The organism is Actinomadura sp. NPDC048955, from assembly GCF_040649435.1.
Lineage (GTDB): Bacteria > Actinomycetota > Actinomycetes > Streptosporangiales > Streptosporangiaceae > Spirillospora > Spirillospora luteofluorescens.
Window position 1 is genome coordinate 1 of the sequence record NZ_JBEZJI010000057.1, and the last position, 20,233, is coordinate 20,233.

The following is a 20,233-nucleotide window of genomic DNA, read 5'->3' on the forward strand; positions in this document are numbered from 1 at the left end:
CCCCCTGACCGGGGCGGGAAGCGCGACGGGGCGGGAGACGGGTCAGGCCGCCGTGGCCTGCTCCGCCGACAGCGGCTTCGCCACGTCCTCCAGGGACCGCTGCGCGGCCTCGACGCCGATGGCCAGCTCCACCAGCCCGGCGGCGATCATCAGCCCGGCGCCCAGGTAGTAGCCGTTCACGACGTTCGCCACCTTCTCGGTCTCCACCAGGCGGCCGAACAGCGCGGGCCCGATCACGCCGCCGAGGCCCGTCCCGACCGCGTAGAACGCGGCGATCGCCATCGCCCGGGTCTCCATCGGGAAGATCTCGCTGACCGTGAGGTAGGCCGACGACGCGCCGGCGGAGGCGAAGAAGAACACCGCGCACCAGCAGGCCGTCAGCGTCCAGGCGTCGAGCAGGTCCGCGCGGAACAGCAGCCCGGTCCCGATCAGCAGCACACCGGAGACCACGTAGGACGCCGTGACCATCGTCCTCCGGCCGACCGTGTCGAACAGTTTGCCGAGGAAGAGCGCGCCGAGGAAGTTCCCGATGCCGATCGGGATCAGGTAGTAGCCGACCTTGGCGTCGGGGACGTCGAAGAACGTGCTGAGCACGAGCGCGTAGGTGAAGTAGACGGCGTTGTAGAGGAACGCCTGCCCGATGAACAGCGAGAGGCCGAGGACCGTCCGGCGCGGGTAGCGGCGCACGGCCGTCGAAGCGATCTCCCCGAACGACACGACGCGGCGCTGCCGTACCCGGATGCTCTCGCGGGGCTCCTCCAGGGGCTCGCCGGTCTCCTCGATGATCTGCCGCTCGATGCCGCCCACCACGCGCTCGGCCTGGTCCTCGCGCCCGTGGATGAACAGCCAGCGCGGGCTCTCGGGCACCATCCGGCGGACGAACAGCACGCCGAGGCCGAGGAGGGCGCCGAGCGCGAACAGGGCCCGCCAGCCGAGGTCCTCGGGAACGAGGTCGCCGTTCAGCACCGGGATCGACAGCGCCGCCGCGATGGACGTGCCGATCCAGAACGAGCCGTTCACCACCACGTCGACCCGGCCCCGCACCCGCGCCGGGATCAGCTCGTCGATCGCCGAGTTGATCGCGGCGTACTCGCCGCCGATGCCGGCCCCGGTGAGGAACCGGCAGGCGTAGAACCACAGGGGGTTGAACGAGAACGCGGTCGCCACGGTCGCCGCCAGGTACAGCGCGAGCGTGGCGATGAAGAGCTTCTTGCGCCCGAACCGGTCGGTCAGATGCCCGAAGAACAGGGCGCCCAGGCAGGCGCCGACCACGTAGATGGACGCCGCCAGCCCGACCTGCCCGTCGGTCAGCCCGAGCCCCCCGGAGGCGTCGGTGAGCCGCGGGCCGATGACGCCGACGACGGTCACCTCCAGGCCGTCCAGGATCCAGACCGCGCCGAGGCCGATCAGGACCGTCCAGTGCCAGCGTGACCACGGCAACCGGTCGAGCCGTGCCGGGACATCCGTTTCGATGGTGCGCTCCGCCGTCATCGCCATGCGTCCCTTGGTTCCCGATCTACGGCATTTATGCCGCCTTTATGTCGTCGCCTGACCGGGAGGGTTCACGGACCGGGGGTTTCGCTGGAGGCCGGAACATGCGATTTTGGCAGGAACAAGAGCCCGGCCAGCGGCCCCCGCCCCCGGACGGCCGCCGTCCCCCGGGTCCGAATCCGGCACCGGAGCGTGAGGCATGCGGATACGCGACATCCTGCGGAGGAAGGGAGACGCGGTGGCCACGGTGCGGCCCGACGCCACCGTCCGGCAGCTCCTCTCCGTCCTGGCGGAGCACAACATCGGGGCGACGGTGGTCTCGCCCGACGGCGCCTCGATCGCCGGCATCGTGTCCGAGCGGGACGTGGTGCGGCGGCTGCACGAGCACGGCGCGGCACTGCTCGACCGCCCCGTCTCGGAGATCATGACCGCCGAGGTCCGCACCTGCGGGCCGGGCGACCAGGTCGAAGACCTCCGCCGCGCCATGACCGAGCACCGGTTCCGGCACGTGCCCGTCGTCGAGGACGACCGGCTCGCCGGGATCGTCAGCATCGGCGACGTGGTCAAGAGCGCCATCGACGAGCTGGAGAGCGAGCGCGAGCACCTGGTCGACTACATCCAGCGCGCGCCCTGACGCCCGCCGGACCCGGCGCCCGCGAGTGAGGCGGACCGTCAGAGGTCCACGTCAGACGTAGGCGGGCAGAGGCCGGGCGGCAGGCGCCGCCTCGGCCTCACGCTGGGCGACGGCCAGCCGCCGCACGGCCAGGCGCAGCGTGTCCGGCGGCAGCACGTACGGGAGCCGCACGTAGTCCTCCAGGACGCCGTCCGCCCCGAACACCGGGCCGGCGACCACGCGGACGCCGAGCCGCTCGGACGCCTCGGCCAGCCGGGAGGCGATCGGCGCGCCGATCCTCGCCCACAGCGACATCCCCCCGTCCGGGAGCCGGAACTCCCAGCCCGGCACCTCCTCGCGCAGCGCCGCGGCGAGCGCGTCGCGGCCGCGCAGCAGGCTCGCGGCGCGTTCGGCGCGGACCTCCTCGACCCGCAGCAGCAGCTCCCGGACGATCAGCTGGTCCAGCACCGGGCTCGCCATGTCGAACGGCTCGCGGGCCAGCACGAGGCGGCGGGCCAAGGGGGCGGTGGCGCGGATCCACCCGATCCGCAGCCCGCCCCACAGCAGCTTGGAGGCCGACCCGATCGTGACGACCCGGCCGCCGGTGTCGAAGGAGGCCAGCGGCGGCTCGCGCGGAGCCTCGGGGTCGTGGGCGAGCTCGGCGAAGGTCTCGTCGGCGACGAGGAACGCGTCCGCGCGCCGTCCGGCGTCGACGATCCCGGCCCGGTCGCCCGCGTCCATGAGGTACCCGGTCGGGTTCTGGAAGTCGGGGATCAGGTAGGCGGTCCGGACGGCGGCCTGCCGCATGGCGCCCGCGGCGAGCTCGACGTCCCAGCCCTCGTTGACGCCGACGGGGACGAGCCGGGCGCCGCGGCGGCGCAGCGCGCCGAGCGCGTGCGGGTAGGTGGGGCGCTCGACCATCACGGCGTCGCCCGGCTCCACCAGCAGCTGGGTCAGCAGCGTGAACGCGTGCTGCGCGCCGGTGGTGACGACGATCTGGTCGGCGCGGGTCGCGACGCCGCGCGCGGTGTAGCCGTCCGCGATGACCTGCCGCAGGCTCGCCAGCCCCGCGGGCTCGTAGCCGGGGCCCGAGCTGTGGCGGGGCAGCTCGTCGACGGCCGCGGCGACGGCCTCCTCGAAGATCGCGGGGGCGCCGGGGGCGGCGCAGCCGAGGTCGACGAACGTCGGGTCGTCCGGCGCGGGGTGGGCCATGCCGTACCGGTGGCCGGCGGGGACGGCGTCGCCCCGCGGGCCGTGGAGCGCGCCGGGCGGCTCGGCCGACGACATGCGGACCGGGGGCAGCGCCGTCCAGCTCCCCGCGCCCTGCCTGCTCTGGACGTAGCCCTCGTCGCGGAGCCGGTCGTAGGCCGTCGTCACAGTGGTGCGGCTGACGCCGAGGGCGGCGGCAAGGTCGCGTTCGGCGGGCAGCCGCGTGCGCAGCGCGAGCCGGCCGTCCAGGACGAGGGCGCGCAGCGACCGGGCCACCGCCGCGTAGACCGGGCGCTCCCCCGACACGTCCCCGAGAAGCCGGGCCAGGTTCGGACCGCTCACATAGCGCGTGCTCATACGAGCCACTTTCGCACATTGGCCCTATCAGTACCAGTCCACTAACGACAGAGTGGTTCGAGATACTGGCCGGCAGTGGAAGGAAAGCTCGAAATGGCCTTGATGGTGCGCCGCCTGGTGCAGCTCTACGTTGGATTGGCCTTGTACGGGCTCGGCATCGCCCTCCAGGTGTCGTCCGGCCTCGGCAACGACCCCTGGGACGTCTTCCACCAGGGGCTCTCGCGGCGCTTCGGCCTGTCGATGGGCGCCTGGATCATCATCACGGGCGCGGTCGTGATGCTCGCCTGGATCCCGATGCGGCAGCGGCCCGGCATCGGGACCGTCAGCAACGTCGTCCTCGTCGGCGTCTTCGCCGACCTGTTCCTGTGGCTGCTGCCGGCCCCGGACGCGCTCGCCGGACGCTGGGCGTTCCTGATAGCCGCCGTCCTGGTGGGCGGCTTCGCCACCGGCTGCTACATCGGCGCCGGCCTCGGCCCGGGTCCCCGCGACGGGCTGATGACCGGGCTCGCGGCGCGCGGGCACTCGATCCGCGTGGTCCGGACGGCGATCGAGCTGTCGGTGCTGGCCGTCGGATGGCTGCTCGGCGGCACCGTCGGGATTGGAACGGTCCTGTACGCCGTGGCGATCGGGCCGCTGACCCACGTCCTGCTGCCCCGGCTGACCGTCCGGGCCCCCACGCCCGCGCCCGCTCCGGAACCCGAGCCCGCCGGCGCCCGCTAGCGGCGGAACAAGCGGACCGCCTGCTCGGCGACGGCCGTGAGCAGGGGCGCGGCGCCGGCCTTCAGCTCCGCCAGGGTGCGGGGGCCGTCGGCGAGGCTGAACGCGGCGGTCAGGCCGAGCGCGTGCAGCTCCTCCAGCGGACCGGCGACGCCGCCCGCCAGGGCGACGCACGGGACGCCGCGGTCACGGGCGAGCGCCGCGACCGCGGACACCACCTTGCCGCCGGCGCTCTGCCCGTCGACGCGGCCCTCCCCCGTGACGACGAGGTCGGCGCCGTCGAGCGCGGCGGGCAGGCCGACGGCCTCGGCGACCAGGAGTGCTCCGCCGGACGGCTCGGCGCCGAGCAGGCCGACGAGCCCGCCGCAGGTGCCGCCCGCCGCACCCGCCCCGGGCAGGTCGTGCACGCGGGGGCCGCCGCGCGCGGCGACCGCGTCGGCGAAGACGGCGAGGGCGGCGTCCAGCTCGGCCACCTGGCCGGGGGACGCGCCCTTCTGCGGGCCGAACACGGCGGCGGCGCCGTCCGGCCCGACGAGCGGGTTGGTCACGTCGCAGGCCACCCGGAACCGGGCCGCGCGGACCCCCTCCGGTACCCCGGAGTCGTCGATCGACGCCAGGCGGGCGAGCGCGGCGCCGCCCGGCGGCAGCTCCACACCGGCGGCGTCCAGGAAGCGCACGCCGAGGGCGCGCAGCAGCCCGGCGCCGCCGTCGGTGCTGGCGCTGCCGCCGATGCAGACCAGCACGTCGCGGGCGCCGCGCCGCACCGCGTCGGCGATCAGCTCGCCGGTGCCGGTGGTGGCGGCGTTCATCGGGTCGGGCGGGACGTCCTCGACGAGCGGCAGCCCAGACGCCGCGGCCAGCTCCACCACCGCCGAGCGCCCGTCGCCGGACAGCGCGTAGCGCGCTTTGACCGGGCGTCCCACCGGGTCGGTCGCGGCCACCTCGACCGCGTCGCCGCCGCGGGCGCTGAGGAAGCAGTCGAGGGTGCCCTCGCCGCCGTCGGCCATCGGCACGGTCGCCACGTGGGCGCCGGGCGCGGCACGCCGGACGCCCTCCGCGACGGCGGCGCACACCTGCGCGGCGGACAGGCTCCCCTTGAACGAGTCGGGTGCGACGATGACCCTCATCAGCGCTCCGCCGCCAGCGTCGCGAGCACGGAGGCGAACTCCTCCGGCAGGACCAGCGTGTCGCCCTCGTAGCGCGTCTCCAGGCAGGTCAGCTCGCCGGCGCGCCACCAGTACAGGTGCGGGCTGAGCGAGCCGGGGCCCTCCTCGTAGGCGCGGTGCGCCTGCGCCTGCAGCTCGGTCGCCGCCGCCACGGCCTCGCGGTAGCGCGCCCTCGGGTGGCGGTCGGCGATCCGGAGCGGGTGGGCGACGATGAGGCTGCGGTTGGGCGCGATGACCAGCGCGCCGTACGGGCCGATCGGCAGGTACTCCTCCAGCCACGCCAGGTGCGTGACGGCGTAGAACGTCCACCCGTGCAGGACGGAGACCCGGACGCCGCCGAGGTCCTGCTCGTCCATCTGGAGCGGGCCGTCGGCGCGGACGTTGGCGCGGCCGAGCATGAACAGCGCGTCGCCCGACACCGGCCAGCCGCCCATCTCCTCGGTGGTGACCGTCCGGACGGTGGTGGGCGTGTCGACCACCACCACCTCGATCAGGCCGGGCGCGAACGGCCGGGCCGCGAGCACCCCGTTGTCGGCCTCCGCCGGGTAGATGCGGGTGCGCAGCAGGTGCTGGGCTAGGTCGAAGTCGCTGAGGTCCAGCGGCTCCTCGATCGCCGTGACGATCGTGGTGACGTGGTCGGAGACCAGCGCGGGCCAGTCGTCGCGCGGCACGAGCCGCGCGAGCTGCCGCAGGTCGCGCAGGCTGACGTGCAGCCTGTTGGCGCCCTCCAGCAGCATGACCTCGCCGGGCACCCGGCTGCACCGGTAGCCGAGGCTCTCGGCCACGAGGACGAGCAGGGAGTCGAGGGTCCCGTCGTCCCATGGATCGGGACGGGCGTGGCGGCCGCTCATCGCGCACCTCCCGGGGGCGCTTCGAGGGTGAGCGCGCCGGTGTCCGGCACGGCGGGGTGCGGATGTGCGGGGTCGTGGCCCGGCGGGGCCGGGGCGTGCAGCGCGGCGGGGGCGCCGAGTTCCAGGGTGTGCTGGCGCGACCCGTGCCCGGCGGGGAGGCCGGCGAGGACCGGGACGCCGAGCGGGCCGAGCCGCGCGGTGAACACCGCGTCGAGCTCGGCGGGGTCGCCGCAGTCCTTCCAGGAGCCGAGCGCGAACCCGGCGGCGCCGTCGAACCAGCCGGCCTGGAGCAGCTGGACGAGCATCCGGTCGATCCGGTAGGGCGCCTCGGTCACGTCCTCCAGGAAGACGATGCGGCCCGCGGCGGGCGGCGGGGCGTACGGGGTGCCGAGCACGGCCGTCAGGAGCGAGAGGGTGCCGCCGGTCAGCGGGCCCTCCGCGCGCCCGGGCCGCAGCGTGCGCGTGCCGGGCAGCACGGCGGGCGCGGCGGCGCCGCCGAGAAGGGCGGCGCGCAGGGCGTCGAGGGAGGCGTCCGGCGCCGCCGGGTCGAGGTCGGCGACCACTCCCGCGGGCATGGGACCGAAGGACGTCGTGATCCGCAGGCGCGTTCCAAAAGCGCCGTGCAGCGCGGTGATGTCGCTGGAGCCGTGCAGGATCTTCGGCCCGCCGCCGGAGGCGAGGGACGCCTCGGTCGCGGCGCGCAGGGCGTCCCAGTCGAGGTGGTCCAGGACGCGGGTGGCGCCGTAGCCGCCCCGCGCGCAGACCACCGCGCGGACCCGCGGGTCGCACCAGGCGGCCTGGAGGTCGGCGGCGCGGTCGGCGTCGGTTCCGGCCAGCCGGTGCCAGTCGCCGCGCACCGGCCCCGCGGGGCCCAGGTTGACACGGTCGAGGGCGTGCTTGCCGACCACGACGTCAAGGCCGAGGTCGCGCAGGACGGCGCAGCCCGCCTCCAGCCGGGAGGGCTCGGCGGGGCCGCTGGGCGCGACCACCGCGACGCGGTCGCCGGGCCGTAGCCGCGCGTACCTGCGGGCCTTCCGCGCGCGCTCCGCACCGCCGGGCGTGCCGGCGGAGGGCGCGTCCGGCGACCCGTCGGCCGCCACCGCGCGGGCGCCCCCGCTGTTCAACCCGATCCCTCCTCGCACCGCGACGGATAGAGCTTGTCAGGATCCGGACCCCAGTGGAAGGGGCGACCGGTCACGACCCGCCAACAGATCATCGCCCCGTGCCGAGCGCGAGGCCGGCGAGGCGCGGCAGCGTCTCGCCGATCGGCCGGCGCAGCACCGCGTCGGCCAGCCCATCGTACGGTGTCTCCTCCGCGTTGATGATCACTAGGCGGGCGCCGTGGTCGACCGCCTCCAGGCACAGCCCGGCGGCGGGCTGCACGGTGAGCGAGGTGCCGACGGCCAGGAACAGGTCGCAGGACCGCGCGGCGGCGATCGCCGCGTCCAGGACGTCCTGGTCGAGGGCCTGGCCGAAGGAGATCGTCGCGGACTTCTGGATGCCGCCGCACTCGGCGCACAGCGGGTCCGCCTCCCCCGCCTCCACCCGGGCGATGATCTCCGGCATCGGGGTGCGCAGCCCGCAGGACAGGCACGCGGCCTCGCGCGCGGTCCCGTGGATCTCGATGACGACGCCGTCGGAGGATCCGGCGCGCTGGTGCAGGCCGTCGATGTTCTGGGTGATCAGGGCGCGCAGCCGCCCCGCCCGCTCCAGCTCGACCAGCGCGGCGTGCGCGGGGTTGGGCTCGGCCTCCCAGACGGGGGCGTCGCGCCGGGCCCGCCAGGCGCGGCGCCGCACCTCGGGGTCGGCGAGGTAGGCGCCGATCGTGGACATCGCCTCCGCGGACGGGTCGCGCGTCCAGACGCCGTTCGGGCCGCGGAAGTCGGGGATCCCGCTGTCGGTGGAGATGCCGGCGCCGGTGAGCACCGTGATCGCCTCGGCCTCCGGCAGGAGGCGGGCCAGCGTGATGGGAGCGTCCACCGCACCATGGTAGGTCCAGCGCCGCGCGGCGCGTCCCGGTGACGGGACGGTCCGCGCCGAGTTAACGGATGGGTATCGGGCGGGCCCTTACGGAGGGTCACGGACCGACCGGCCCTCAAAAGGTGACAAACTTGGCCCGGTTATGAGGTCGACGCCGCACATCCTGGTGATCAACGGTACCAAGGTCCGCCGCCCGGTGTTCTTCCTGGGCGCGCCGCACTCGGGTGCGGAGCTGCTGGCGCGCGCGGTCAAGCGCTCCCCCGGCTTCCACCTGACCGCCGGGCGGCCCGACGTGCTGCGCGTCACCTACGCCTTCGCCCGGCAGCCCTCGATCGCCGAGCGCGGGGAGGGCGCCGCCCGCGTGCTCCGGGACGCCTACGCGCAGGCGTGGCAGGTGTCGGCGCGGGCCTGCGGGGAGTGTCCGGACGAGTGCCGCGAGATGGGCGGGCTGCCGCCGCGCCCGCCCGGCCGGCCGGAGGGGCCCGCCTCCGCCGCCGAGCTGCCCGGCCCGTGCGTGCGGGCGCAGGGGCTCGCCCGGTACGCCGACGCCTCCCCCGACCTGATCTACAGCGCCGACGTGCTGCTGGACGCCTTCCCCGACGCCCAGCTCGTCCAGGTGATCCGGGACGGGCGGGACGTGGTCGCCGACATGCTGGCCGACGAGCGCTGCCTGGCCTGGTTCAAGCCGGGCCTGGCCAACCTCGACACGGTGTTCCCCAACCCGTTCTTCGGCGTCGAGGACCACACCGACCGGAGCCGGTGGCCGCGCGCGGCCGCCGCCGTCAAGTGCGCCCTGCGGTGGCGGGGGTCGGTGCGGCTGAGCGCGAAGCTGCGCCTCCAGGTCCCCGAGGAGCAGCTGGCCACCGTCCGGTTCGAGGAGCTGGTGGACCGGCCGCGCCGCGTCGGCGCCGAGCTGTCGGAGTACCTGGACGCGCCGCTGTCGAAGTCGGCGCTGTCGGGACTGGTGCGGGCCGGGACGCGGGACGCCGCCGAACCGGGCGTCGGGGTGTGGCGCGAGCGCCTCACCCCGCGGCAGGCCGCCCAGGTCGAGAAGGTCGCGGGCACCGAGCTGCGGCGCCTCGGCTACCCGCTCGGCTCCGAGGACTGAGCGGCCGCTACTCGGCGCCCAGCGGCTCGGCGTCCAGCGGCTCGGCCCGGCGCCGCTCGGGGTCCTGGTCGCGCTGGTGCGAGAACTGCGTGCGGTAGAGCTCGGCGTACAGGCCGCCCTCCAGCAGCAGCTCCTCGTGCCGGCCGCGCTCGGCGACCCGGCCGCCGTCGATCACCAGGATCTGGTCGGCCTCCCGGATCGTGGACAGCCGGTGCGCGATCACCAGCGACGTCCGGCCCGCGAGGGCGGTGCGCAGGGCCCGCTGGACGGCCGCCTCGGACTCGGAGTCCAGGTGCGCGGTCGCCTCGTCCAGCACGACCACCGACGGGGCCTTGAGCAGCAGCCGCGCGATCGCGAGCCGCTGCTTCTCCCCGCCCGACAGCCGGTAGCCGCGGTCGCCGACGACGGTGTCCAGGCCCTCGGCCATCTCCTCGACGAGGCCGCCGATGTGCGCCGCCTCCAGCGCGGCGAGGATCTCCTCGTCGGAGGCGTCCGGGCGGGCGTAGCGCATGTTCTCGCGGATCGAGTCGTGGAACAGGTGCGCGTCCTGGCTGACGACGCCGATCTCGGCACGCAGCGATTCGAGCGTGACGTCGCGGACGTCGACGCCGCCGATCCGGATCGCGCCGGACGACACGTCGTACAGCCGCGACACCAGGTGCGTGATCGTCGACTTGCCCGCACCGGACGGCCCGACCAGCGCGACGAGCTGCCCCGGCGCGGCGGTGAAGTCGACGTCGTGCAGCACCTCCCGGCCGGGCGCGGTGTCGGTGCGCGCGATCGACTCCAGCGAGGCGAGCGACACCTCGTCCGCCGACGGGTAGGCGAACCGGACGTGGTCGAACTCGACCGACGGCGCCTTCGAGAGCGCCGGACCCGCGCCGTCCGGGGCGCGGGCCTCGGCCAGCTCCCGGGCGTCCTCGCGGTCGCGGATCAGCGGCTTCAGGTCGAGCACCTCGAACACCCGGTCGAAGCTGACGAGCGCGGTCATCACGTCCACGTGCACGTTGGACAGCGCGGTCAGCGGCCCGTACATCCGGGTCAGCAGGGTGGCGAGCGCGACGAGCGTGCCGAGCTCGAAGGTGCCGTCCACCACCAGGTAGCCGCCGACGCCGTAGACCATGGCGGTGGCCAGCGCGGCGACCAGGGTCAGCGCGGTGAAGAAGACCCGCCCGTACATGGCGGCGACGACGCCGACGTCGCGGACGCGGGCGGCGCGGCCGGAGAAGTTGCCCTCCTCCTCGGCGGGACGCCCGTAGAGCTTGGCGAGCATGGCCCCGGCGACGTTGAACCGCTCGGTCATCAGCGAGCCCATCTCGGCGTCCAGGACCATCTGCTCCCGGCTGACCCGCTGCAGCCGCTTGCCGACCCACTTGGCCGGCAGGATGAAGATCGGGAGCAGCAGCAGCGCGATCACCGTGACCTGCCAGGACAGGATGAGCATCGTCACCAGCACCAGGACCAGGCTGATCACGTTGGACACCACCGACGACAGGGTGGTGGTGAGGGCGCGCTGCGCGCCGATCACGTCGTTGTTGAGGCGGCTGACGAGCGAGCCGGTCTGCGCCCGCATGAAGAACGCGACGGGCTGCCGCTGGACGTGCGCGAACACCTGGCTGCGCAGGTCGTAGATGAGCCCCTCGCCGATGCGCGCCGAGTACCAGCGCTGCGCGAGGCCGAGCACGGCCTCGACCAGGGCGAGCCCGGCGACCGCGCCGGCGAGCCAGAGCACGACGCTCGCCCGGCCCGGCACGATGCCGCGGTCGATGATCCCCTTGAGCAGCAGCGGGTTGGCGACGACGATCAGCGCGGCCAGCGAGTTCAGCGTCAGGAAGATCGTCAGCTCGCGGACGTAGGGCCGGGCGTAGCCCGCGATCCGCCCCACGGTGCCGGGCGCCAGCTTCTGCCGGGTGACGGAGCTGTCCTTGCGGAAGGACGCCATCACCTGCCAGCCACTGCCCGGCATTCCAGGCATTCCCACGAGCGCCTCCGGTAGAGCCTCGACGTCATCAAGTACGTAATCAAGTAAGCATCTCAGTATCCGGCGTGGACAACGCGCCCGCGCCCGCCCCTCTTCCCGGCTCCGCTCACGGCGTAACACGCCTCTGGACAAGCCGCTCCCGGGGTGTAACCGTGATCACCACTTCCAGGCTCACACCCCCCAGGAGCCCCCATGAGACGACGCCTTACCGGCGGCGCCGGCGTGATCACCCTCACCGCCGCGCTCGCCGTCGCCCTCGTGCCGCCCGCGGCGGCGGCCGGACCCACGAGGTCCGCGCCCCGGCCGCCGGGCGGCCACCAGATCACGGTGCGGAACGGGGAGACGCAGCCGGTGTTCTCCCGCGCCGACGCCGTCACCCAGACCGTGAACATCGAGACCACGGCCGACAGCGACCGCGACGGCGTGCGGGACCGCGTGCAGCTGCGGATCATGCGCCCCCGGGAGACCGACACCGCCGGGCTCAGGGTTCCGACGATCCTGGAGCCGAGCCCGTACTGGGCCGGGATCAAGGACGTCCCGAACCACCCGGTCGACATCGGCGACGCCGGGGCCCGCGCGCTCACCGGCACGCGCCGCGACCTCGCCGAGATCTTCCCCGGCTACTACGACAACTACTTCCTGCCCCGCGGCTACGCGGTCGCCGACCTGGACAGCATCGGGACGGGCGGCTCGACCGGCTGCCCGACCTCCGGCGACCGCAGCGAGCAGGCGGGCGCGAAGGCCGCCGTGGACTGGCTGAACGGGCGGGCCCGGGGCTGGACGCCGGACGGCGCGCCGGTGAAGGCGACCTGGTCCACCGGGAACGTCGGCATGATCGGCCAGTCCTACGACGGGACGCTGCCGAACATGGCCGCCGCCACCGGCGTCGAGGGCCTGAAGGCCATCGTCCCGATCGCGGGGATCTCCAGCTGGTACGACTACTACCGCGCGGGCGGCGGCGTGGTCGCGCCCGGCGGGTACCAGGGCGAGGACCTGGACGTGCTGGCCAAGGCCGTGCTGACCCGCGAGCATCCCGAGGTCTGCGCGAAGGTCATCGACGGCATCGAGGCGGCGCAGGACCGCGAGACCGGCGACTACTCCGAGGTGTGGGCCGCGCGCGACTACGTCGGGCAGGCGCGGAAGGTGCGCGCCGCCGTCATGGTGGTGCACGGGCTCAACGACTGGAACGTCAAGATCAAGAACTCCGTGCAGTGGTGGAACGCGCTGAAGGAGGCGGGCGTGCCGCGCAAGCTGTGGCTCCACCAGGGCAACCACTCCACCCCGTTCCGCTGGCGGGCCGAGGAGTGGCTGCGCCAGACGCTGCACTGGTTCGACCGCTACCTGTACGGCATCCGCAACGGGATCGAGCGCGAGCCGCGAGTGGACGTCCAGCACGCGGACGGGACGTGGGAGACGGCGAAGGACTGGCCCGTCCCCGGCACCCGCACCGTCCCGGTCAGCCTCAACGCCGGCGCGTCCGGGCAGCCGGGCGTCCTCGGCCTCCGGCCCCGGCCCGGCGGGGAGCAGTCGTTCACGGACGCGGGCAAGACCCGTACGGCCGAGCAGCTCCTCGCGGACGAGGACCAGGCCGACCCGAACCGGCTCGCCTACCTGACCGGGCCGCTGGCCGGGCCCGTCCGGGTGGACGGCATCCCGTCGGTGTCGCTGCGGGCCTCCCTCGACGGCCGGTCGCCGTACCTGACGGCGCTGCTGGTCGACTACGGCACCGACACCCGTCCGACGGGCGCGCGGATCACCACGGGTGAGGAGTTCTGCTACGGCCAGAGCGTGCCGGGCGACTCCGGCTGCACGATCCGGCAGGCGCTGCACACCGAGACCGCCCCCTACAAGATCATCACGCGGGGGTGGCTGGACGCGCGGAACCGGCACGACATCGCCCGGACCGAGCCGATCGAGGCGGGCCGGGCCTACACCTTCCGGTGGGACCTCGAACCCACCGACTACACGGTGAAGGCCGGCCACCGGCTCGGCGTGATCCTGCTGTCCACCGACCACGACTACACGCTCCGCTACCCGGCGGGGACGAAGGTCGCCGTGCGGCCGGGCGTCAGCAGGGTGCTGCTGCCGCTGGCGCGGGGCGGCCGGGAGTCGCTCGGATAACGCGGCGCGGCGGGCCGGGGGCGAGGGGCGCCCCTCCCCGGGCCCGCCCGCTCACGAGCCGAACACCTCGCGGAGGCGGCCGATCTGCTCGCGGCGCTCGGCGGCGCACTGCTCGTCGAGGGTGTTCTCCGCGGCCTGCCACAGCAGCCGCTTGGTGGCGGCGGCCGCGCCCGGGTTGACCGCCAGCAGCGCCTCCGTCAGGTCGCGGACGGCGCCGTCCAGGCCGTCGCGCGGGACGACGGTCTCGGCAAGCCCGATCCGGGCCGCCTCGTCGGCGAGCACCGTCCGGGCGGTCAGGCACAGCTCCAGGGCGCGCCCGGCCCCCACGAGCTCGACCAGCGGCTTGGTGCCGGTCAGGTCCGGGACGAGCCCGAGCGCGGGCTCCTTCATGCAGAACTTGGCGTCCTCGGCGATCACGCGGATGTCGCAGGCCAGCGCGAGCTGGAAGCCGGCGCCGATGGCGTGCCCGTGCACCGCCGCGACCGAGACGATGTCGGGGCGCCGCAGCCAGGTGTAGCCCTCCTGCAGCACGGCGATGAAGCGGTCGGTGCCCTCGGCGTCGGAGCCGTCGGTGAACCCCTCGCCGCCTCCGCCGCCGGAGAACATGCCGAGGTCGATGCCGGCCGAGAACGAGGGGCCCTCGCCCCGCAGGACGACGACGCGCACGCCCGCGGGCAGGGAGCGCCCGATCGCGGCGAGTCCGCGCCAGGTCGCGAACGTCATGGCGTTGCGCCGCTCGGGCCGGTTCAGGGTGACGGTCGCGACCGCGCCGTCCACGTCCAGCCGCAGGCCCGCCTCGTCGAGGCCGGGCGGGACCGGCGCCGAGCTCTCCGGCGCCGTGGCCGTTTCCGGCCTGCCGGCCGTGGTCGCGTCCCCCATGGGTCTTCCTTCCGATGAGCGTTCGGGTCCCGTCCCGCCGTCCACGGGACGGGACCCGCAATCCTGTCCGCCGCCGCGACCGAACCTTACTCGGTCGGTCGCGGCGCCGGGTCAGGCGGTGCGCTCATCCGGGGGCCGGTGTCCGGTCAGGACTTCTTGCCCCGGGTCGCGCCACCGCGACCGCGCAGGTTGACGCCGGACTCGGTCAGAATCCGGTGGATGAAACCGTACGAGCGGCCGGTGGCGGCTGCCAGGGCGCGGATGCTCTCGCCGGAGTCGTACCTCTTCTTCAGGTCCGCCGCCAGCTTGTCGCGCTCGGCACCGGTCACGCGGGTGCCCTTCTTCAGGGTCTCGGCCACGAGTACCTCCCGTAGTGATGTGGTGACCGCTGCGTTATCCCCCGCCATGATCAGTCATTCCCGCCGGTTCGGCTACCCACTCGGCCAGAAAAGATCTGCGGAAGTCACTCCGCAGGTCACGCGAGGGCCACCAGATCGGCAAACTCGTCACTCCAGATGTCTTCCACACCATCGGGGAGCAAAATCACTCTTTCCGGTGCGAGCGCCTCCACCGCGCCCTCGTCGTGGGTCACCATGACGATCGCTCCGGCGAACGTCCGCAGCGCCGCGAGGATCTCCTCGCGGCTCGCCGGGTCGAGGTTGTTCGTGGGCTCGTCCAGCAGCAGCACGTTGGCGCTGGAGACCACGAGCATCGCCAGTGCCAGCCTGGTCTTCTCGCCGCCGGACAGCACCCCGGCGGGCTTGTCGACGTCGTCGCCGGAGAACAGGAACGAGCCGAGGATCTTGCGGACCTCGACCGGCGCCATGCCGGGGGCGGCGGACTGCATGTTCTCCAGGACGGACCGCTCGACCTCCAGCAACTCGTGCTCCTGGGCGTAGTAGCCGAGCCGCAGCCCGTGCCCGGCCACGACCGTTCCGGTGTCGGCCTTGTCGACCCCCGCCAGCAGCCGCAGAAGCGTCGTTTTCCCGGCGCCGTTCAGGCCCAGAATGACGACCCGGCTGCCGCGGTCGATGGCCAGGTCGACGTCGGTGAATATCTCCAAAGATCCGTACGATTTCGACAAACCCTCCGCGGTGAGGGGAGTTTTGCCACAGGGAGCCGGGTCCGGGAAGCGAATTTTGGCCACCTTGTCGGCCTGCCGCTCGCCCTCGACGCCCGCCAGCAACTGCCGGGCCCGCCGGTCCATCTGCTGGGCCGCCTTGGCCTTGGTGGCCTTGGCGCGCATCTTGTCGGCCTGCGACAGCAGCGCCGACGCCTGCCGCTGCGCGTTCGCCGACTCGCGCTTGCGGCGCCGCTCGTCGGTCTCGCGCTGGTCGAGGTACTTCTTCCAGCCGACGTTGTAGATGTCGATCACGCTGCGGTTGGCGTCCAGGTGGAACACCCGGTTGACCACCGCGTCCAGCAGTTCCACGTCGTGGCTGATCACGACGAGGCCGCCCTGGTGGCCCTTGAGGAAGTCGCGCAGCCAGACGATCGAGTCGGCGTCCAGGTGGTTGGTGGGCTCGTCCAGCAGCAGGGTGTCGGCGCCGGAGAACAGGATGCGGGCCAGCTCGACGCGCCGGCGCTGGCCGCCCGACAGCGTGCCGAGCGGCTGGGTCAGGACACGGTCCGGCAGGCCGAGGCTGGAGGCGATCGAGGCGGCCTCGGCCTCCGCGCTGTAGCCGCCGAGGACGTGCAGCCGCTCCTCCAGCCGCCCGTACCGGCGGACGGCCTTGTCGCGCCCGGCGCCCGTCGCGGTCGCCATCGCCTCCTCGGCGGCGCGCAGCTCGCGGATCACCTCGTCCAGCCCGCGGGCCGACAGGATCCGGTCGCGCGCCAGCTCGTCCAGGTCGACGCCGCGGGGGTCCTGCGGGAGGTAGCCGATGGTCCCGGAGGACGTCACGGCGCCCTGCGCGGGCGGCGCCTCGCCCGCCAGGACCTTGGTGAGGGTGGTCTTGCCGGCGCCGTTGCGGCCGACGAAGCCGACCCGGTCGCCGGGGTTGACCCGGAAGCTGGCGGCCTCGATCAGCAGCCGGGGTCCGGCGCGCAGCTCGATGTCTTTCGCGATGATCACAGTGACAGGGCTCCCCTGACGGACGGCTCGGAGGACAGGCACGAAGAAGCGCGCCGCGCGGTCCTGTGACCGGGGCGCGCTGGGCGGCCTGTCAGTTCGGGAGCGGAACCATTCGCCCAGTGTACGTGAAGCCGGGCCGGTCCCGGCCATCGCGGAGCCCGCCCGGTGCCGATGTGTAGACGCCGAGGGCGGGGCCAGGATGGGAAGTGGCGGCGCGTGCGGCGGGACGACACCGGGGCCACGGTCCCCGGCACGGAGGAGTGTGAGGCAGATGACGCACGTCACGAGCAACGCGCCGGACGGAACGCCCGCCTGGCTGGACATCGGCGTCCCCGACCTCGACCGCGCCAAGACGTTCTACGGGACCCTCTTGGGCTGGCAGTTCGAGGACGCGGGGCCGGAGGCGGGGCACTACAACCTGTGCACCCTGCGCGGCGAGCCCGTCGCCGGGATGATGCGCAATCCGGAGGGCGAGGCGGAGGTCTACTGGTGGGCGGTCTACTTCGCCGCCGGCGACTGCGACGGGTTCGTGAAGCGCGCCGCCGACGCCGGCGGTGAGATCGTCGTCCCGGCCATGGACGTCATGGACCGCGGGCGCATGGCGATCGTCCGCGACCCGCAGGGGGCGCAGTTCGGGCTGTGGGAGGGCCGCGCCCACCCGGGCTCGCGGATCGTCAACGAGCCCGGCTCGTTCGTGTGGAACGAGCTCGTCACACGCGACTCGGCGGCGGCCGGGGAGTTCTACAAGGCGGTGTTCGGCTACGAGCTGGAGCCGATGCCGGGCGACATGGACTACACCCTCCTGAAGCGGCCGGGCGACGGCCGCTACATCGGCGGCATCTTCGGCGGATCCGAGATCCGCCTCGGCGGAGGCGAGCACCCCGCCTCGTCCTGGGCGACGTACTTCGCGGTCGACGACGCCGACGAGGCGGTCCGCAAGGTCCGCGCGGGCGGCGGCGCCGCCGACTCCGAGCCGGAGAACACCCCGTACGGGCGGACGGCCGCCGTCCGCGATCCCTTCGGGGTCCCGTTCAACGTGATGAGGCCCGCGCGGGAGCCGCAGTCCTGAGCCGGCGCCGCCCGGGGCCGGACGTGCTCCGTCCGGCCCCGGGGGTCAGCCCTGGCGTTCGGCGGCGAGCCGCTGCGTGATCGTGTGCTGGAGGCGCTGGAGGCCGGACGTGCCGACCAGCCCGATCTGGCCCTCGAGGTCGCGCAGCAGGACGTCCTCGTTCATCACGACCTCCGACGACTGCATCATCACGGTGCCCTGGCCGGTGAAGTCGAACTGGTGCTCCTCGCCGGACGAGCCGCCGATCCCGAAGATCATCCGGGCGGCGCCGAACGCGCCGCGCATGTAGGAGTGGTCGTAGTGGTGGCACGGCGACGGGCAGTCGGCCCAGCCGAGCAGCGCCTGCGGGTCGACGCGGATCGGCGGTTCGACGAAGTGCACGGGCCCGTTGGAGGCGGCGACGAACCGCCCCGTGCCGATCAGGGTCAGGAACCCGGGGATGATCGACTGCTTCAGCTCCAGGCCCGGCTCGAAGGCGAGCAGGTTCCCCGCCCGGACGGTGAGGTTGCCCTCCTCCAGGTCGAAGGAGTTGACGTCGAACCCGCGGTCGGCGAGGACGAGCTTGCCCTGCCCCTGCGCGACGATCCAGTCCTGCGCGTACAGCGGGGAGTTGAAGGTGTGCGCGACGAGGGAGTCCAGCGGGCCGGCCGACAGCGCCTCGAACCTGATCTGCCCGTAGTAGGCGATCATCTTGCCCTTCTGCGCGAACCACTGCCCGTTGAGGTCGACGCTGAAGGCGTAGGGGTTGACGTTGTCGTTGGACGGCAGCGTCGTGGGGTTCCAGGTCTGCGTCCCGAACGTGCTCACGGTCAGATCTTCCTCTCGCTGGCCTGGACGTAGACGACGCCGGAGCCGCTCAGCTCCAGCTGGAAGCCCTCGCCGGAGCCGCGCCCGATGAGGTCGCGCAGCCCCACCGCCGTGGTGAGCTTGTTCTGCACCTGGCCGCGGTGGGCCACGTACGCCTGCGGGTCGACGTGGACGGGGCGCTGCGGGGTGATCGGCAGCTCCATCACGCCGCCGTGCGACAGCAGCGCGCACGCGCCGTGCCCGGTGAGCGTCGTGGTGAACAGGCCCTGCCCGGTGACCGCGCCGCGCACGATGCCGCGCACGCCGCCCTGCTCGCCCATGAACATGGTCCCGACCTGCAGGGTCGCGTCGTGCACCAGCAGCCGGTCGGCCTCGACGTACAGGGTGTCGGCGCCGTTCAGCTCGACGACGGACACATGCAGCCCGCCGTGGCCGAACATGACGCTGCCCTGGCCGGTGACGTGCATCATCGCGCTGTGCTCGCCGGCGACGGCCCGTCCGAGGGCGCCGCCGACGCCCTGCCCCGCCGTGGTGCTCGGGGCGAACGACACCGGGCCGGTGTAGGCCAGCATCGCGCCGCGCTTGCTGTAGACCTCCTGCCCCGGCCCGATCGCCACCTGGAGCATCTTGGAATTGATCGACTGGTAGCCGGGCATCAGATCTCCAGAATCCCGCCGCGCTCGGCCGGCTGGACGTAGACCAGCCCGTGCCCCTGGTACCGGAACTGCACGCTCTCCCCCGATCCCTGGCCGATCACCGTCCGCCAGTTGACGTCGGTGACCACGTCCTGCTGAAGCCGCCCGTGGTGGCAGACGTAGGCGTGCGGGTCGACGCACAGCGGCGTCTGCGGCGTCACCTCCAGGGCGATGGCCGGGCCCTGCGACAGGACCGCCACCGTCCCGTGGCCCTCGACCTTGGTGGTGGCGAGGCCCTGGCCGGTGCCCATCCCCCGCAGGCCGACGAACTGCACGCCCGTCTGCAGGTTCCCGTCGAGCGCGAGGAGGCTCTCCGACTCCACGAACAGGGTGTCGCCCGTGAGCTGGACGAGCGTCACCTCCGTCGCCTCGCTCGCCAGGTAGACCGTCCCCTGCCCCGTGATCTCCATGAGGGTCATGCCCTCGCCGGCGATCCTGCGCTTGAGGGCGCCGCGCAGGCCCTCGCCGCCCGTCATGCCCTGCCGCTTGAACGCCATCTGGCCCTCGTAGGCCACCATCGAGCCGTTCAGCGCCCGGATCGTCTCGCCGCCCAGGTCGACGGCGAGCATCTTCGAGCCGTTCATTCGAAATTGCGCCACGAAGCGAGAAGATACAGCCCGGCGCGTTGCCGGTCCGCCCGGTGCGCCGATCGGCAAGGATGAGCACATGTGGATCGCTCCCGAACGCCGCAGTCTCAGCCGGTGGGCCGTCCCAGGGCTCGTCCTGGGCGCCGGTGTGGTGGTCGGGGCCGTGCTGGCCGCCGACGGGCGGTCCGGGACGGCCCTCATCACGCTGGCCGCGCTGGCCGGATACGCGGCCTACCTCGCCTACCGCCGCAACGAGCCCGCGCTGCCGCTCAGTGAGGGGTTCGGGTCGGGCACCCGGGCCCGCGCGCACCTGCGGGCCGCCGCCATGACGGGCGACGTGCTGACCGTCGCGGTCGTCGGCGGCCTCGTGGTGCAGGCGCTGCGCGGCGCCGACATCACCGCCTACGTGTGGCTGGCGGCCGTCGCCGGCGTGACGTACCTGCTGTCGGCGGTCGCCGGGGGCCGCGGGCTGTGACCGGGCACCGACCGGCCGTGTGAGCTGCGGGAATAGTCGGTTAACTTCTCCTG

Annotated in this window: 19 protein-coding genes; 6 read left to right on the plus strand and 13 right to left on the minus strand. The window is 73.7% G+C overall.

The features are described from left to right. Positions 1–42: 42 nt before the first annotated feature. Positions 43–1,497 carry an MFS transporter gene (locus tag AB0C84_RS36260; RefSeq protein WP_361075102.1) on the minus strand — a complete coding sequence of 485 codons (1,455 nt, stop codon included), beginning with the start codon at positions 1,495–1,497 and terminating at the stop codon, positions 43–45. A gap of 193 nt (positions 1,498–1,690) precedes the next feature. Between AB0C84_RS36260 and AB0C84_RS36265 the strand changes: the two genes are divergently transcribed. Further along, the gene (locus AB0C84_RS36265; protein ID WP_258939939.1) at positions 1,691–2,125 is read left to right on the plus strand and encodes a CBS domain-containing protein; all 435 of its coding nucleotides are present in this window, start codon (positions 1,691–1,693) and stop codon (positions 2,123–2,125) included. 51 nt (positions 2,126–2,176) lie between these two features. Here the strand turns inward: AB0C84_RS36265 and AB0C84_RS36270 are convergent, their stop codons facing one another. After that, on the minus strand, positions 2,177–3,670 hold the full coding sequence (locus AB0C84_RS36270) for a PLP-dependent aminotransferase family protein (protein ID WP_361075104.1): 1,494 nt from the start codon (positions 3,668–3,670) through the stop codon (positions 2,177–2,179). Between the two features lie 93 nt (positions 3,671–3,763). On the opposite strand from AB0C84_RS36270, the gene AB0C84_RS36275 reads away from it, so the two are divergent. Then, the gene (locus tag AB0C84_RS36275) at positions 3,764–4,390 is read left to right on the plus strand and encodes a hypothetical protein (protein ID WP_361075106.1); all 627 of its coding nucleotides are present in this window, start codon (positions 3,764–3,766) and stop codon (positions 4,388–4,390) included. Here AB0C84_RS36275 and AB0C84_RS36280 read toward each other — a convergent pair. The 4 genes from AB0C84_RS36280 to AB0C84_RS36295 all read right to left on the minus strand — a co-directional run bounded on the left by AB0C84_RS36280 (position 4,387) and on the right by AB0C84_RS36295 (position 8,384). Then, the gene (locus AB0C84_RS36280; RefSeq protein ID WP_361075108.1) at positions 4,387–5,514 is read right to left on the minus strand and encodes a glycerate kinase; all 1,128 of its coding nucleotides are present in this window, start codon (positions 5,512–5,514) and stop codon (positions 4,387–4,389) included. The genes AB0C84_RS36275 and AB0C84_RS36280 overlap by 4 nt on opposite strands. Then, a complete protein-coding gene (locus AB0C84_RS36285) occupies positions 5,514–6,404 on the minus strand; it encodes a hypothetical protein (protein ID WP_179841787.1) in 891 nt (296 codons plus the stop codon). Before AB0C84_RS36285 ends, AB0C84_RS36280 begins: the two co-directional genes overlap by 1 nt. Further along, positions 6,401–7,528, minus strand: coding sequence for an LD-carboxypeptidase (locus AB0C84_RS36290; RefSeq protein ID WP_361075110.1), 1,128 nt, complete (start codon positions 7,526–7,528; stop codon positions 6,401–6,403). Before AB0C84_RS36290 ends, AB0C84_RS36285 begins: the two co-directional genes overlap by 4 nt. Before the next feature lie 88 nt (positions 7,529–7,616). Next, the gene (locus AB0C84_RS36295) at positions 7,617–8,384 is read right to left on the minus strand and encodes a Sir2 family NAD-dependent protein deacetylase (RefSeq protein ID WP_179841788.1); all 768 of its coding nucleotides are present in this window, start codon (positions 8,382–8,384) and stop codon (positions 7,617–7,619) included. A 142-nt stretch (positions 8,385–8,526) separates the two neighbouring features. On the opposite strand from AB0C84_RS36295, the gene AB0C84_RS36300 reads away from it, so the two are divergent. Continuing rightward, on the plus strand, positions 8,527–9,492 hold the full coding sequence (locus AB0C84_RS36300; protein ID WP_361075111.1) for a sulfotransferase: 966 nt from the start codon (positions 8,527–8,529) through the stop codon (positions 9,490–9,492). 7 nt (positions 9,493–9,499) lie between these two features. On the opposite strand, the gene AB0C84_RS36305 is transcribed toward AB0C84_RS36300, so the two are convergent. Continuing rightward, positions 9,500–11,458 (minus strand): ABC transporter ATP-binding protein, encoded by a 1,959-nt coding sequence (locus AB0C84_RS36305; protein WP_361075164.1) that lies wholly within the window; start codon positions 11,456–11,458, stop codon positions 9,500–9,502. Positions 11,459–11,665: 207 nt separating this feature from the next. Between AB0C84_RS36305 and AB0C84_RS36310 the strand changes: the two genes are divergently transcribed. After that, on the plus strand, positions 11,666–13,594 hold the full coding sequence (locus AB0C84_RS36310; protein ID WP_361075113.1) for a Xaa-Pro dipeptidyl-peptidase: 1,929 nt from the start codon (positions 11,666–11,668) through the stop codon (positions 13,592–13,594). Positions 13,595–13,645: 51 nt separating this feature from the next. Here the strand turns inward: AB0C84_RS36310 and AB0C84_RS36315 are convergent, their stop codons facing one another. The 3 genes from AB0C84_RS36315 to AB0C84_RS36325 form a co-directional block, all read right to left on the minus strand. Next, positions 13,646–14,473 carry an enoyl-CoA hydratase/isomerase family protein gene (locus tag AB0C84_RS36315; protein WP_361075115.1) on the minus strand — a complete coding sequence of 276 codons (828 nt, stop codon included), beginning with the start codon at positions 14,471–14,473 and terminating at the stop codon, positions 13,646–13,648. A gap of 146 nt (positions 14,474–14,619) precedes the next feature. Further along, positions 14,620–14,832 carry a helix-turn-helix domain-containing protein gene (locus tag AB0C84_RS36320; RefSeq protein WP_021596738.1) on the minus strand — a complete coding sequence of 71 codons (213 nt, stop codon included), beginning with the start codon at positions 14,830–14,832 and terminating at the stop codon, positions 14,620–14,622. A 116-nt stretch (positions 14,833–14,948) separates the two neighbouring features. After that, the gene (locus AB0C84_RS36325) at positions 14,949–16,547 is read right to left on the minus strand and encodes an ABC-F family ATP-binding cassette domain-containing protein (protein ID WP_179841792.1); all 1,599 of its coding nucleotides are present in this window, start codon (positions 16,545–16,547) and stop codon (positions 14,949–14,951) included. Positions 16,548–16,818: 271 nt separating this feature from the next. Between AB0C84_RS36325 and AB0C84_RS36330 the strand changes: the two genes are divergently transcribed. Further along, positions 16,819–17,616 (plus strand): VOC family protein, encoded by a 798-nt coding sequence (locus AB0C84_RS36330; protein WP_361075117.1) that lies wholly within the window; start codon positions 16,819–16,821, stop codon positions 17,614–17,616. 45 nt (positions 17,617–17,661) lie between these two features. Here AB0C84_RS36330 and AB0C84_RS36335 read toward each other — a convergent pair whose 3' ends face one another. From AB0C84_RS36335 to AB0C84_RS36345, 3 genes are read right to left on the minus strand one after another with little or no spacing between them, the layout of a single operon-like run. Further along, positions 17,662–18,423, minus strand: a complete 762-nt coding sequence (locus tag AB0C84_RS36335; RefSeq protein WP_149258191.1) for an AIM24 family protein — start codon at positions 18,421–18,423, stop codon at positions 17,662–17,664. Between the two features lie 2 nt (positions 18,424–18,425). Continuing rightward, entirely contained in the window at positions 18,426–19,079 is a 654-nt protein-coding gene (locus AB0C84_RS36340; RefSeq protein ID WP_258939949.1) for an AIM24 family protein, read from the minus strand. Next, a complete protein-coding gene (locus AB0C84_RS36345) occupies positions 19,079–19,717 on the minus strand; it encodes an AIM24 family protein (RefSeq protein ID WP_312878891.1) in 639 nt (212 codons plus the stop codon). Before AB0C84_RS36345 ends, AB0C84_RS36340 begins: the two co-directional genes overlap by 1 nt. Before the next feature lie 67 nt (positions 19,718–19,784). Here AB0C84_RS36345 and AB0C84_RS36350 point away from each other — a divergent pair, with 67 nt between their 5' ends. After that, positions 19,785–20,180, plus strand: a complete 396-nt coding sequence (locus tag AB0C84_RS36350; protein ID WP_179841796.1) for an ABC transporter permease — start codon at positions 19,785–19,787, stop codon at positions 20,178–20,180. Positions 20,181–20,233: the final 53 nt, after the last annotated feature.